This is a genomic window from Pseudomonas cannabina, assembly GCF_900100365.1.
Classification (GTDB): Bacteria; Pseudomonadota; Gammaproteobacteria; order Pseudomonadales; family Pseudomonadaceae; genus Aquipseudomonas; species Aquipseudomonas cannabina.
Genome location: NZ_FNKU01000001.1, coordinates 4,462,454 through 4,476,161, shown reverse-complemented (window position 1 = coordinate 4,476,161; position 13,708 = coordinate 4,462,454). Strand labels below are relative to the sequence as shown.

Here is a 13,708-nt window from a genome sequence, read left to right as displayed (position 1 = left end):
CTCCGTGTCAGTCGCGCGACAAAAGGCGCGGGGCAAGCTCTTTGAGTGCGCGTCGATACACCTCGCGCTTGAATGTCACCACCTGGCCTAACGGGTACCAATAGCTGACCCAACGCCAGCCATCGAACTCCGGTTTACCGGTCAAATCCATCCGCACCCGCTGCTCGTTGGAGATCAGGCGCAGGAGAAACCATTTTTGCTTCTGACCGATACACAGCGGCTGGCTGTGGGTACGGACCAGTCTTTGCGGCAGACGATAGCGCAACCAGCCCCGTGTGCAGGCAAGTATTTCAACATCGTGTCGTTCAAGCCCGACTTCTTCGTTCAATTCACGATAAAGAGCGTCTTCCGGCGTCTCCTGCGGGTTGATACCCCCCTGAGGAAACTGCCAGGCATCCTGGTTAATACGCCGAGCCCATAGGACCTGATCAGCATCGTTTGTCAGAATAATCCCGACATTAGGACGGAAACCATCGGGGTCGATCACGGCAACAACCTCGCAAACGCATGTCGCCGCATTGTTCCACAAAGGCGATCAAACCAGCAACGAGGCTTATCACCTTATGTGAAGACTTGTGAAAACCTCGTATTCTGGGGCTCTTTTTTCAACTATTTCAGCGAGTAACCCTATGCGTCTGGCTTTATTCGACCTCGACAACACCCTTCTGGGCGGCGACAGCGATCATGCCTGGGGCGATTACCTGTGCCAGCGCGGCATTCTCGATGCGGCTACTCACAAAGCCCGTAACGACGAGTTTTATCAGGATTATGTGGCTGGCACGCTGAACATGACCGACTACCTGAATTTCTCGCTGGACATTCTGGGCAAGACTGACAGGGCGCAGCTCGAGGAATGGCATCGTGAGTTCATGCGCGATCGTATCGAACCCATGATTCTGCCCAAGGCACTGGAGCTGATTGGCAAGCATCGTGATGCGGGCGACAAGCTGGTGGTGATCACCGCGACCAATCGTTTCGTGACTGCACCGATTGCGGCGCGCCTGGGCATCGACACGCTGTTGGCAACCGAGTGCGAAATGGTCGAAGGCCGCTACACAGGCCGCACTACGGGCGTTCCATGCTTCCGTGAGGGCAAGGTGACACGCCTTAATCAGTGGCTGGAAGACAATGCGTTCAGCCTGGAAGACAGCTATTTTTACAGTGACTCGATGAATGACCTGCCGTTGCTGGAGCAAGTCGCCAACCCGGTTGCAGTCGACCCAGACGCCCGATTGCGCGCCGAAGCCGAGCAGCGTGGCTGGCCGGTCATCACCTTGCGTCACTGACTCGCGGGAACACTCAGGCCGGTTTGAAGCCCATCAGGCCGGCCAGCGCCACAAAACACAAGGCACTGATCACGCTCAGCGTCAGGGTGAATCCGCGCTTGCTCTTTATCTTCCCGAGGCGCAACCGATTCAGCCTGACGACCAGCCAGACCCAACTGCACAGCCCGACCGTGTACAGCACGCTGCTGCCGAGCACCCAGGTCTGGCCCAGCGATAACCCTTTCAGGTGCACCAGCCACCAGCCGCTGAACGGCAGAGTCGCCAGACACACGGCCATCACCGCCCAGAAAAACACCAACGGCCGCTTGAGCAGACGGTGCTGAATGGTCGCGTCACCCTCCAGACGAACCTTGATCACCGCGCTGGCCAGCACCAGAACGCTGATCAACAGCACCGTGATGGCGACGATGTGCAGGGTGGTGAGGGCTGTGATGGATTCCATTGCGGGGTGTTCCTTTTAAATCGAAATGTAGAAGCGGACCGGGCGTCGCTTCGCTTGTCAGCGAATCTGCCGGGCACCGGCAGCAAAACCGGTACACACGGTATATCAGACGCAACCGAGGTTACCGGTTTCAAGGCCGCTTCGCAGCCCTTCGCGGACAAGTCCGCTCCCACGCCCTCCGGGCAGAAGCCTGCTCCGCGCCCAGCATCACCCCAAAAACAACCGATACGCCGGGTTCTCGCTCTCGTCCCAATATGGATAACCAATCTCGTCCAGCGCCGCGCTCACCAGGTGCCGTTCATCCTCCGGCACCACCAGACCCGCCACCACCCGACCATCTGCCGCGCCATGGTTACGGTAGTGGAACATCGAGATGGTCCAGCACCCGCCAAGGCGATTGAGAAAGTTGAACAGCGCGCCTGGGCGTTCGGGGAACTCGAAACGCAGCACCACTTCATCCTCGACCCGCTCGGCATGCCCGCCGACCATGTGGCGGATGTGCAGTTTGGCCAGTTCGTTGTCGGTCAGGTCCAGCACCGGAAAGCCTTGCCCGGTCAGGCTGGCGATCAGTGCGCTGCGCGGGTCGTTCTCCGGATGGGTCTGCACGCCGACGAAAATGTGCGCTTCGCGGTCGGTGTGGTAACGGTAGTTGAATTCGGTGATCTGCCGTTTGCCGATGGCTTCGCAGAACGCCTTGAAGCTGCCGGGCTGCTCGGGGATGGTCACGGCGATGATCGCCTCACGACCCTCACCCAGCTCGGCGCGCTCGGCCACGTGGCGCAGGCGATCAAAATTGACGTTGGCGCCGGAATCAATCGCCACCAGCGTCTGGCCACTCACGCCGCGTTGTTCGACATACTTTTTGATGCCTGCCACGCCCAGCGCACCGGACGGCTCGGTGATCGAGCGGGTGTCGTCGTAGATATCCTTGATCGCCGCACAGATTTCGTCGGTGCTGACGGTGATCACTTCATCGACGTAATGACGGCACACTTCAAAAGTGTGATAACCGATCTGCGCCACTGCCACGCCATCGGCAAACAGCCCGACCTGGCTCAGCACCACACGCTCACCGGCCGCCATCGCCGCTTGCAGGCAATTGGAGTCGTCCGGCTCGACGCCGATCACCTTGATCTCCGGGCGCAGGTATTTCACGTACGCGGCGATACCGGCAATCAAGCCGCCGCCACCGACCGGCACAAAGATCGCGTCCAGCCGGCCCGGTTGCTGACGGAGGATTTCCATCGCCACGGTGCCTTGCCCGGCAATGGTGTCGGGGTCGTCATACGGGTGGATGTAAACGAAGCCCTGCTCGTCGACCAGTTTCAGCGAGTAGGCCAGCGCTTCGGGGAACGAATCGCCGTGCAGCACCACCGTCGCACCGCGCGAACGCACGCCTTCGACTTTGATCTCCGGCGTGGTGCGCGGCATGACGATGGTCGCCAGAATGCCCAGCTCTTTCGCCGCCAGCGCCAGGCCCTGCGCGTGGTTGCCCGCCGAAGCAGTGACCACGCCGCGCGCCGCTTCTTCGGCGGTCAATTGCGCGAGCTTGTTGTACGCGCCGCGAATCTTGAACGAGAACACCGGCTGCAAGTCTTCGCGCTTGAGCAACACCCGATTGCCCAGCCGTTCGGACAGCTGACGAGCGCCCTGCAGCGGCGTTTCGATGGCGACGTCGTAGACGCGGGAGGTGAGGATTTTCTTGACGTACTGTTCAAGCATCGGGGCGGCATCACTGACGAAGCGGGCAAGGTCGGGAAGTCTACCCTGCGTGCTGGAGGACGACCATACGAATGACAGGGCTTTGCGGCGCAGTCGCCGCTATAATGCGGGCCGTTTTGCTTCCCCTTCCCCCCTTTCATCTACATCAGGCACCGTGGAGCCCGCATGACCCAGGATCAACTCAAACAGGCAGTCGCCCAAGCCGCTGTCGATTTCATCCTTCCGAAGCTCGATGACAAGAGCATTGTCGGCATCGGCACCGGTTCCACGGCCAATTGCTTCATCGATGCACTGGCCAGACACAAAGGTGCGTTCGACGGCGCGGTCGCCAGCTCCGAAGCCACCGCGGCACGCCTGAAGGGCCATGGCATTCCGGTCTACGAGCTGAACACGGTCAGCGATCTGGAGTTCTACATCGATGGTGCGGACGAAAGCGATGAGCACCTGAACCTGATCAAGGGCGGCGGCGCTGCATTGACTCGCGAGAAAATCGTCGCCGCCGTGGCCAAGACCTTCATCTGCATCGCCGACGGCAGCAAGCTGGTGCCGGTGCTGGGCGCGTTTCCGTTGCCGGTCGAAGTTGTTCCGATGGCCCGTAGCCATGTGGCACGGCAACTGGTGAAGCTGGGCGGCGACCCGGTCTATCGTGAAGGCGTGCTGACCGATAACGGCAATATCATCATCGATGTGCACAACATGAGCATCACCAACCCGGTGGAGCTGGAAGCGAACATCAACGCCATCGTCGGCGTGGTCACCAACGGCCTGTTCGCCGCTCGCCCGGCTGATCTGTTGCTGCTGGGCACCGCTGAAGGCGTGAAAACCCTTACCCGCTGATGTACCCCGGCCATGCCCACGCAAAGTGGGCATGGCCTCAACGGCTCAGGGCTTGCGGAACACGTAAAACAGGTTTGGCTCGCTCACCAGATACAGCGTGCCCTCAGCGTCCATCGCCATCCCTTCAGCCTGCGGCACGCCCTTGCTCAGCCCCATCGACCCTTTCGCCAGCGAGCTGCTGCCAATCGGATGGCCGCTGGTGTCGAGCTCGAGAATCCGCTTCGATTCATCGGACAGCGCAAGCAAATGGCCGCTGGTTTCATCGAATTGCAGGCTGGACAGATCGCGAACGGACAGCCTGCCGTCGCGCTTGCTGTTGGAGATCACTTGTAGATTGCCAGGCCCGTCGGGGTTGGTCCTGGGGAAACCGCGCACCTCGATGATCTGCACCGGGTCACGCTCTCTGGCGACAAACAGGCGCTTGCCGACCGAGTCGTAAGCCAGCCCTTCAAAGCCTTTGTTGCCGCCAGCATCGATGCCCAGCGTCAGTTGCTCGGCCTCGGCCGCGTTCAGGCTTTGGGTGTTGTCATCGACGTGAATCTGAATCAGCCGCAGCCGCCGCTCGTCATTGATCACATACGTGCCGGGGCTGATGTATTCGATGGCTTCTGCGTCGCCAAACCCTGTCAGCGGAATGCGCCGCAGCACGCGGCCGTCCAGGCTCAACTCGATCAGTTGGGCATTCTGGTTGGTCACCGTAAACAGGCTCTTGCGGTCAGGGTCGTAACTGAGGCCGGAGACGTCATCTCTGAGCCCGTCGAGCACGTGGGCTTCTGTCGTGACGCGATACTGATCCAGACCGATGGAATGAAGCGAATCGGCCTGCCAGAACATTTGCCAGTCAAACAGGGCGCTTTCCACATAGCGGTATCTCTGGTTGGCGAGCACGAAGATCACAACCAGTGGCACAAGAGCGAGAAGCAGGACTAAAGAGCGAGTAGAGCGACGCATGACGGGTGACTCGGACGGGTTGAGCGGGCGGAATTGATACCACGCCATTCTGAAAGCAAGCTTAATGGCGTGGTGCTGTTTGTTTACCGATTATGTATCGGCCGTTTTTGTCGCAGCCGTCCTGGCTCAGTGCTTGCGAAACGAATAGAACAGGTTCGGCTCGCTGACCATGTACAGCGTTCCAGCCTCATCCAGTGCCACGCCTTCTGCACGCGGAATCGTGTCTTTCAAACCATTCATGCCGCCCAGCAGGGTCATGAAACTCACCTGCTCGCCCTGCTCGTCCACTTCCAGCAGCAGGTGCGAATCAGCCGACAGCGCCAGCGTATGGCCCGTGCGCGGGTCGATGCTCAGTGACGACAGGTTGCGCATGTCCAGCGAACGGCTCGGAAGTGCCTGCTTGTCGCCGGTCAGCACATCGCTGCCATCGCTTTTCCAGGTGTACAAGGCCGGTGGGCGCTCTTCACCCAGTATCAGTTGCTGGCGCAGCGGGTCCCAGGCAATGCCCTCGAAACCTTTGTTCGGGTTATCCGACTTGCCCAATTCGTACTTGGGGAAGTCCGCGATGTTCAGTGTCTTGGTGTCCGCCGTTACCTTGACGATGGTCAATTTGTGCTGACGCTCATCAGTGATGGCAATCAGGCCATTTTTCATGACCGCAACCCCTTCGGGATTACTCCAGCCCACCAGCGGAATCTTGCGTAGCACATCGCCCTTAAGCGTCAACTCTGCCAGAAAGGCATTTTTGCCCATGACCGCGAACAGCGTTTTGCTGACCGGGTCATAAGATAGGTCCGACGCCTCGTCCTTTTCCATGCCCTGCAACGGTTTGGCATCGATATCTACATGATAGTCCGGCAACCAGATACTGGCATGCCGACCGGCCTTGGTCTCGAAGCGTTCCTGAAACCAGAGCAGCGCGCGATCATCCCAATGCATGATGAACGCCAGCCCATAGCCCAGCAGGACAGCCAGTAACAACCACGAATACCAGCGCATTTTGCGTATGAAAGCGAAGCGTTTAGTGACGCGAGGTGGCGCTGAGGCGGGACTGACCATTCAAGTGTTCCTGAGCAGATGGGACTTCATGACGACTTGGTGCCCTTGAAGGGACGGCAGGATTATCCAGAGCAGGTGTGAAAAAAACGCAAAAAGCGACTGAGCTATCAGCCACCGCACAGACAACAGCCACCCGGGCATGGTCCCGTGTGGCTTGGGTATTACTTGAAACCGCTATCCGGTCAGCGAACGACGCTGCCGAACGGGGTTTGCCCGACCAGTTCCAGAACGATTTGGTCACCGGCTTCGAACGGGCCTACGCCAGCAGGCGTGCCGGTCATGATCAGGTCGCCGGCCTGCAACGAAAAGTTGGCGGCCATGTGCTGGATCATCGGTACGATCGGGTTGAGCATCAGGCTGCTGTTGCCGTCCTGCACAACTTTGCCGTTGATGGTCAGGCGGATGCCGATGTCGGTCAGGTCAGGAAAGGTACTGGCCGGAACGAACGGCGGGATGACAGCTGCGCCGTCGAAGCACTTGGCCAGTTCCCACGGCAGGCCTTTTTCGCGCAGACGCGACTGGACGTCGCGCAGGGTCAAGTCCAGCCCGGGCGCAAACCCGCTGATTGCGTCGAGCACTTCTTCGCGGGAAGGATTCTTGCTCAGCGGCTTGCCGATCAGCACCACGATTTCGGCTTCGTAATGCACTGATCCACGGTCGGCCGGGATGGTGAAACCGCCTTCCAGCGCAACCACGGCGCTGCCAGGCTTCATGAACAACAGCGGCTCGGTAGGCACCGGATTGCCCAGTTCCTTGGCGTGTTCGGCGTAGTTACGGCCGATACACACCACTTTGCCCAGCGGGAAGTGAATGCTCGTTCCATCGACATATTTGTGCTGGTAGCTCATGACGTCTCCTGAGGCTGATAGATGTGGCCTGCTTGTCATTGGGGCGGATCAAACGGCGAAGATTTTCCCGGGATTCATGATCCCGTTGGGGTCGAACACCGCCTTCAGTGCCTTCATGTATTCGATTTCGACTGGCGAGCGACTGTACGTCAAATAGTCGCGCTTGGTCATCCCGACCCCGTGTTCGGCGGAAATCGAGCCGTTGTACTTCTCCACCGTTTCGAACACCCACTTGTTGACCCGCGCACATTTGACGAAGAACTCGTCCTTGTCGAGGCTTTCGGGCTTGAGGATGTTCAGGTGCAGGTTGCCATCGCCGATGTGGCCGTACCACAGCACTTCAAAGTCCGGGTAGTGTTCGGCGACAATCGCATCGATTTCGGCCAGAAATTCCGGCACTTTCGAGACCGTGACGGAGATGTCGTTCTTGTAGGGCGTGAAATGCGAGATGGTCTCGGAAATGTATTCGCGCAACTTCCAGAGGTTGCGCAGTTGCTGCTCGCTCTGGCTCATCACGCCGTCGAGCACCCAACCTTGCTCGACGCAATGCTCGAAGGTCGCCAGCGCCTGATCGGCCAGGTCTTCGGTGGTCGCTTCGAATTCCAGCAGCACGTAGAACGGGCACGGTGTGTCGAAGGGCGACGGCACATCACCACGCGCCATGACCCGGGCGAAGGATTTGTCCGAGAAGAACTCAAAGGCTGTGAGGTCGAGCTTGCCGTGAAAGGCATGCAGCACCGGCATGATCGAGTTGAAGTCAGAAGTGCCCAGCACCATCGAGGTGAGGTTCTTCGGCGCGCGATCAAGGCGCATCGTGGCTTCGACCACGAACCCCAGCGTGCCCTCGGCGCCGATGAACAGCTGTCGCAAATCGTAACCGGTGGCGTTCTTGATCAGGTCCTTGTTCAACTCAAGCAGGTCGCCCTTGCCGGTGACCACTTTGAGTCCCGCCACCCAGTTGCGGGTCATGCCATAGCGAATGACCTTGATCCCGCCAGCATTGGTGCCGATATTACCGCCGATCTGGCTGGAGCCCGAAGAGGCGAAATCGACCGGGTAATAAAGGCCGTTGTCTTCAGCGAGCGCCTGCAACTGGCGAGTAATGACACCCGGCTGGCAGACCGCCGTGCGGTCGGTGATGTTCAACTCCAGCACCCGGTTCATGTAATCGAATGACACGACCACTTCGCCATTGGCGGCCACCGCCGCCGCTGAAAGACCGGTCCGCCCGCCAGACGGCACCAGCGCAACCCGCCGCTGGTTGGCCCAGCGCACGATGGCCTGGACCTGTTCGGTGGTCTTGGGAAACACGATGGCCAGCGGCGCAGGGGTGAATTGTTTGGTCCAGTCCTTGCCGTAGGTTTCCAGAGAACCGCTGTCAGTCAGCACTTTGCCGGGGTCGACCAGGGTCTTGAGCTCATCAATCAAAGCGGGATCGGTCATCGACTCAACTCTCGGACAATTCATGGGCATCCTGAGAACGGTTCACGTTCTGGAATGGGGTTTCGCGGGGCTCGTATGCTAGCATACGCCCCCCGTGAATCGTGCCCAGCGCCGATCCGGCCACCCCCTGCCATTTTCTCCGGGACACAGGTTTAAGCAGATGAGCAAGACTTCCCTCGACAAGAGCAAGATCAAGTTCCTTCTTCTCGAAGGCGTTCATCAGTCCGCTGTCGACGTCCTCAAGGCAGCCGGCTACACCAGCATCGAGTACCACACCAAGTCTCTGCCGGAAGCCGAACTGAAGGAAAAGATCGCCGACGCTCATTTCATTGGCATCCGTTCCCGCACCCAGTTGACCGAAGAGCTGTTCGACAGCGCCAAAAAGCTGGTCGCGGTCGGCTGCTTCTGCATCGGCACCAATCAGGTTGATCTGAACGCAGCGCGCGAGCGCGGTATCGCGGTGTTCAATGCGCCGTACTCCAACACCCGTTCGGTCGCCGAACTGGTGCTGGCCGAAGCGATCCTGCTGCTGCGCGGTATCCCCGAGAAGAACGCTTCCTGCCACCGTGGCGGCTGGATCAAAAGCGCGGCCAATTCCTTCGAGATCCGTGGCAAGAAGCTCGGCATCATCGGCTACGGCTCGATTGGTACGCAATTGTCGGTTCTGGCTGAAGGCTTGGGCATGCAGGTGTACTTCTACGACACGCTGACCAAACTGCCGCTGGGCAACGCCACCCAGGTTTCCAGCCTGAACGAGCTGCTGGGCATGTCTGACATCGTCACCCTGCACGTTCCGGAAACCACCGAAACCCAGTGGATGATCGGCGAAAAAGAAATCCGTGCGATGAGAAAGGGCAGCATCCTGATCAACGCCGCTCGCGGTACGGTTGTCGAGCTGGACGCCCTGGCTGACGCGATCAAGGACAAGCACCTGATCGGCGCCGCCATCGACGTGTTCCCGGTCGAGCCTCGCTCGAATGACGATATCTTCGAAAGCCCGCTGCGTGGCCTGGACAACGTGATCCTGACCCCGCACATCGGTGGTTCCACTGCCGAGGCGCAGGCCAATATTGGCCTGGAAGTGGCAGAAAAGCTGGTCAAGTACAGCGACAACGGTACGTCGGTGTCCTCGGTCAACTTCCCGGAAGTGGCGCTGCCTGCGCACCCAGGCAAACACCGCCTGCTGCACATCCACGAAAACATCCCGGGCGTACTCAGCGAGATCAACAAGGTCTTCGCCGAAAACGGCATCAACATCTCCGGTCAGTTCCTGCAGACCAACGAGAAGGTCGGCTACGTGGTCATCGACGTCGACGCCGAATACTCGGATTTGGCCCAGGCCAAGCTGCAGCACATCAAAGGCACTATCCGCAGCCGCGTGTTGTTCTGATCTGACCGCGCAGAGCGTCCAGAACGGCATGCCGACGCGGGGCGTCGCACGATAATTGACTGAGTCTGCTTCTGATTCTGCCCAAAGGGCGTGGAAGCGGACCGTGCGACATGTAGGAGCGGACTTGTCCGCGAAGACGGTGCGTCAGACGATGCATCTTCTTCGACTACATGGGCCCCTTCGCGAACAAGTTCGCTCCCACGGCCTTCGGCCAGAATCAAAAGCAGACTTGTGCATAACGATGAGCGCTCCAGCGTGGGAACGCCTTGCGTGACGCTCCGCGTCAAACCCCGGCACGTGAAATCAAATACCTACTTCACATTGATCGTGATCTTCTTCGACTCGACCGATGGGTTCAGCGGCATGTGGCCTTTGTCGCCCATCAGCAGTTGCAGGGTGTGCTGGCCTGGCGGCAGGTTGATTTCGGTTTCGGTCTGGCCTTTGCCGAAGTGGCGGATGTGGTCGCTGACCGGCAACGGCATATTCGCAGCGGGCTGGTCTTTCACATCAATCAGCAGGTGATGGTGACCGGTCTCGGGAACGTCCACACCGGCTGGCGCAACACCCATACCTTTAAGGCCGAATTGAACCTTGAACGGCGACGTCACCGTCTCACCATCACTGGGCGAAATGATGTACACCTCAGCCCCTTCGGGCGATGCGGTGCGCGGCATGTCGTCGGCGCTGACCAGCATGGATGCGCTCAGCAACAGGCCAGCCACCACCGCTCCAGAAAATAAGGATTTCATTGATTGCTCCAGATCCAGATTCAATTGACATAAGTCCGACCGGCACTAGAACTCCCGGTTCATGGATTCTCACGATAGCCCGCTGGCAGGCGCAATAGCGGGCTTCGTTCATGAAACAGTTTTCATGAGACGGACGGGCATATCACTGAAACAGATCGTTGCCACGACGCCGGAACCAGCCGGTCAACGAGAGCCGATCGCGGGTCGCGGGCATGACTTCGTGGGGGATATCACCGGAAAGGAAAACCACCAGACACCCGCCTGTGGGCTGGACGTCATACGCCAAGTCATCCTTGAGGTACATGCGCAATTGACCGCCATGCTCCGGCAACCAGGCATTATTGAGGTAGAGCACCGCTGACACCATGCGCTTGTCGTCGTCGCGAAAGCGGTCCACGTGCCGAAGATAGAAAGCCCCCGGCGGGTAAAGCGCAAAGTGGCTTTCATAATCATCGAGCCCCAGAAACAGGCCGCGATTGAGTGCCTCGCGCAAGCTGTCCATCAGTTCCAGATAGCTGTCGCAGCACTGCACCTGCCCCGCTTCCAGCCACTGAATGCGATCACCCCTAATGCCCTCGCGGACTTCCAGTGCCGGCCCTCTGCCAACACCCGCAGGCTCAAGTTCGCCCTCGGCAGCGCGTTTGCGGCATTCCTGTTCCAGCTCCAGGGTCAGAGCTTCGGGCAGGAAAATATTCTGCTGCGACCAGCCATTGGCGGCTAGGTCGTCGACGATTCGCAGCAGTAATGGGTGGTCAGAGGGTATGCGCATGGCGTGCATAGTATCCATAAGCCCTGAAATCCGACAGCGGCTTGCATGCACAGCGTCATCTGCGCGAGATTTCATTCGTGGAGGACAGTCATAACTCGACAAATCCACGCTAACACCGGGAGAATAGCTGTCTGCCGACAGGAGTCCCCAATGCGTCGTTTGTTTGTTTTGCTGTTGATATTCTGCACCATGCCTGCCTGGGCAGACGGCTACGACCAGTTGTACAAGGCCGCAGGCTGGCCGGAACAACGCGCGCATTTCAACGATGCCCTCAAGGCTGCCCAGCAACGCTACAGCAGCAACCTGCCGCCTGCGGTTTATCAGGCGCTGGTCAGCAACAGCAATCAGCGCTTCGCCCCCCAAGCCATGGATCAACGCGCAGCAAAGCGTCTGCGCGACAGCCTAAAAGACCCTGCTCCGGCGCTGCAGTTCTTCCAGTCGCCGCTCGGCCGCAAGATCGTCAACGCCGAGCTGACTGCCACACGCGCCGATCAACTGGCCAAGCACGCCCAAGGCATCCCGCACATGGAAGCGGATGCAACACGCCAGTTGCTGATCGGTCACCTGGCCCAGGCGCTTCCTGCCAAAGAGGCCGGTGCCGAGGTCAGCCTGGCCATTGCAGGCGTTGCGGCCGACAGCCTGAGTCAGATGATTCCCGGGCTGCTGGGCGGCGGTCAGGCGCAGGGCATGCTCGAAGGCCAGCGCGAACGCCTCATGGCGCAGATCAGCGCCGACCTGAACAACACGTTGCTGTACGTCTACCGCGACCTGTCCGACCCGGAGCTTGAAGAGTTCTCGACCTTCGCCGAGTCGCCGGAAGGCAAAGCCTATTATCAAGCCGCACTGGCCGCGATTCGTGCGGGGCTGGCAGTCGGACAAAGTGCGTCGAGTTTGAACCCGGGGCAGTAAAACCCCTTCAGGCTACAAAGCGCCGGAGTTCAAAAGAATGGACACTATCGTATGAAAGACTCTATCGCCCTGCTCGCCACCGCGGTCGCCATGGCTTTCTTCGCCTGGCTGTTCTGGAGTTCTCTGGGCCAGGATGCCTTCGCCGTCCTCGGCACGCTGATGGTGGTGGTGGTGCTGACCGTCGATAACTTTCGCCTGCGCCGACAGGTCAAGGCGTTGCAGGCTGGCAAGGTCTGAGACCTTAACGCATTCGTGCGGAAAGAAAGTCCAGATAGCGCTCGCGCATTTCCGGCGATTCATTCGCCAGGTGATGGCGAGCATGGCCCAGCATGAGGATTTGCGGCTGGCTGAATTTGTCTTTCAAGACCGTCAGGTTATGCGACCAGTCGACCGTCATGTCGGCTTCTCCCTGAACGATGATCGGGCTGCGCTGGCTGCGGGGCGCGCCTTCAATACGCCTGACCCACTTTTCCAGCGCTCCCACCCACGCGGTTGGCAGACGATTGGGCTGTAAGGGGTCTGCCAGCAGAAAAGGCAGGAACGCCGGGGCATTGGAGTTTTCTGTGAAACGACGGGCGATGCCGTTCACGAATGGCCGAAGCAGGTGATAACTGACACGCGACCAGCCCCAGGCTCTTGGCCTGACCAGTGGCGCCAGCAGGATCACTTCACCTTGCGCCGGCGTGTCAGTACCGTGATAAAGCAGATGATCCGTGACGATCGCACCGCCCATGCTCTGCCCGCAAAGGTGCCAGGGATGCGGCAATCCAAGCCCTTCGGCTTCGTGCAGCAGGCGTTGCAACACCACCTGATACTCGGCGAAATCATTGATACTGGCCCGATTGCCGCTGGACAGCCCATGCCCCGGCAGGTCGCAGGCGATGACCGCAAACCCTTGGTCCAGCGCCCACTCGATCACATGCCGGTACAGCCCCATGTGGTCGTAAAAACCGTGAAACAAGAACAGCGTGGCAACCGGGCTGTCGGGCAGCCACACCTGGCCCACAATCTCGTAGCCCGCGACGTCGAGACGCCCCAGCCAACTGCGTATGACGCTTTCGCCGCCCAGTCCGGCAAGACCATAGAAGCGCTGATAGGCCAGCCCGTCCATGGAAAGCGGATCGGTGATATTCAGCGGCAGCAGGCTGGCGCGCAGTTTATCGGGGTCGAACGTGGCGGACATGTGGCTTCCAGATTCCGGCAAACGGTGAGTAAAATTGTGTAACGATATTCTTCTGTATGCTCCGGCATGGCAAGCTGCGCCGCCGCAATTGCACACTTGAGTCATGAATGAGTCTGTCGG

Annotated in this window: 15 protein-coding genes; 5 read left to right on the top strand and 10 right to left on the bottom strand. The window is 59.5% G+C overall.

Translation table 11 applies throughout. The features are described 5' to 3' along the window. Positions 1-7 precede the first annotated feature (7 nt). Positions 8-487: an RNA pyrophosphohydrolase gene (locus tag BLT55_RS21245; protein WP_055000454.1), complete on the bottom strand. Its 480-nt coding sequence runs from the start codon at positions 485-487 to the stop codon at positions 8-10. 142 nt (positions 488-629) lie between these two features. Here BLT55_RS21245 and BLT55_RS21240 point away from each other — a divergent pair, with 142 nt between their 5' ends. Next, positions 630-1,286: a histidinol-phosphatase gene (locus BLT55_RS21240; protein WP_055000453.1), complete on the top strand. Its 657-nt coding sequence runs from the start codon at positions 630-632 to the stop codon at positions 1,284-1,286. Between the two features lie 13 nt (positions 1,287-1,299). On the opposite strand, the gene BLT55_RS21235 is transcribed toward BLT55_RS21240, so the two are convergent. Together BLT55_RS21235 and ilvA are read right to left on the bottom strand one after the other, a co-directional pair. Beyond that, positions 1,300-1,728: a DUF2269 family protein gene (locus tag BLT55_RS21235; RefSeq protein WP_055000452.1), complete on the bottom strand. Its 429-nt coding sequence runs from the start codon at positions 1,726-1,728 to the stop codon at positions 1,300-1,302. Positions 1,729-1,935: 207 nt separating this feature from the next. Further along, complete coding sequence (gene ilvA / locus BLT55_RS21230) at positions 1,936-3,450, bottom strand: threonine ammonia-lyase, biosynthetic (RefSeq protein WP_074800870.1); 1,515 nt, start codon at positions 3,448-3,450, stop codon at positions 1,936-1,938. A gap of 165 nt (positions 3,451-3,615) precedes the next feature. On the opposite strand from ilvA, the gene rpiA reads away from it, so the two are divergent. Next, positions 3,616-4,287, top strand: a complete 672-nt coding sequence (gene rpiA, locus BLT55_RS21225; RefSeq protein ID WP_055000166.1) for a ribose-5-phosphate isomerase RpiA — start codon at positions 3,616-3,618, stop codon at positions 4,285-4,287. A gap of 45 nt (positions 4,288-4,332) precedes the next feature. Here rpiA and BLT55_RS21220 read toward each other — a convergent pair whose 3' ends face one another. The 4 genes from BLT55_RS21220 to BLT55_RS21205 form a co-directional block, all read right to left on the bottom strand. After that, positions 4,333-5,238, bottom strand: coding sequence for an SdiA-regulated domain-containing protein (locus BLT55_RS21220; RefSeq protein ID WP_167359980.1), 906 nt, complete (start codon positions 5,236-5,238; stop codon positions 4,333-4,335). A gap of 126 nt (positions 5,239-5,364) precedes the next feature. After that, entirely contained in the window at positions 5,365-6,297 is a 933-nt protein-coding gene (locus BLT55_RS21215) for an SdiA-regulated domain-containing protein (protein WP_054087729.1), read from the bottom strand. A 182-nt stretch (positions 6,298-6,479) separates the two neighbouring features. Further along, positions 6,480-7,145 (bottom strand): fumarylacetoacetate hydrolase family protein, encoded by a 666-nt coding sequence (locus BLT55_RS21210; RefSeq protein ID WP_074800865.1) that lies wholly within the window; start codon positions 7,143-7,145, stop codon positions 6,480-6,482. 48 nt (positions 7,146-7,193) lie between these two features. Next, positions 7,194-8,588 carry an FAD-binding oxidoreductase gene (locus BLT55_RS21205; protein ID WP_054998990.1) on the bottom strand — a complete coding sequence of 465 codons (1,395 nt, stop codon included), beginning with the start codon at positions 8,586-8,588 and terminating at the stop codon, positions 7,194-7,196. A gap of 160 nt (positions 8,589-8,748) precedes the next feature. Between BLT55_RS21205 and serA the strand changes: the two genes are divergently transcribed. Continuing rightward, positions 8,749-9,978, top strand: a complete 1,230-nt coding sequence (gene serA / locus BLT55_RS21200) for a phosphoglycerate dehydrogenase (protein WP_074800863.1) — start codon at positions 8,749-8,751, stop codon at positions 9,976-9,978. Positions 9,979-10,289: 311 nt separating this feature from the next. On the opposite strand, the gene BLT55_RS21195 is transcribed toward serA, so the two are convergent. Both BLT55_RS21195 and BLT55_RS21190 read right to left on the bottom strand, forming a co-directional pair. Continuing rightward, complete coding sequence (locus tag BLT55_RS21195; protein WP_007252735.1) at positions 10,290-10,727, bottom strand: DUF4399 domain-containing protein; 438 nt, start codon at positions 10,725-10,727, stop codon at positions 10,290-10,292. A gap of 142 nt (positions 10,728-10,869) precedes the next feature. Then, the gene (locus BLT55_RS21190) at positions 10,870-11,505 is read right to left on the bottom strand and encodes a 2OG-Fe(II) oxygenase (RefSeq protein WP_007252734.1); all 636 of its coding nucleotides are present in this window, start codon (positions 11,503-11,505) and stop codon (positions 10,870-10,872) included. Between the two features lie 141 nt (positions 11,506-11,646). On the opposite strand from BLT55_RS21190, the gene BLT55_RS21185 reads away from it, so the two are divergent. After that, a complete protein-coding gene (locus BLT55_RS21185; protein WP_054999567.1) occupies positions 11,647-12,405 on the top strand; it encodes a DUF2059 domain-containing protein in 759 nt (252 codons plus the stop codon). 51 nt (positions 12,406-12,456) lie between these two features. Then, a complete protein-coding gene (locus BLT55_RS21180) occupies positions 12,457-12,642 on the top strand; it encodes a hypothetical protein (protein ID WP_054999566.1) in 186 nt (61 codons plus the stop codon). A gap of 4 nt (positions 12,643-12,646) precedes the next feature. Here BLT55_RS21180 and bipL read toward each other — a convergent pair whose 3' ends face one another. After that, positions 12,647-13,588 carry a phospholipase BipL gene (gene bipL, locus BLT55_RS21175; protein ID WP_054999565.1) on the bottom strand — a complete coding sequence of 314 codons (942 nt, stop codon included), beginning with the start codon at positions 13,586-13,588 and terminating at the stop codon, positions 12,647-12,649. Positions 13,589-13,708 lie beyond the last annotated feature (120 nt).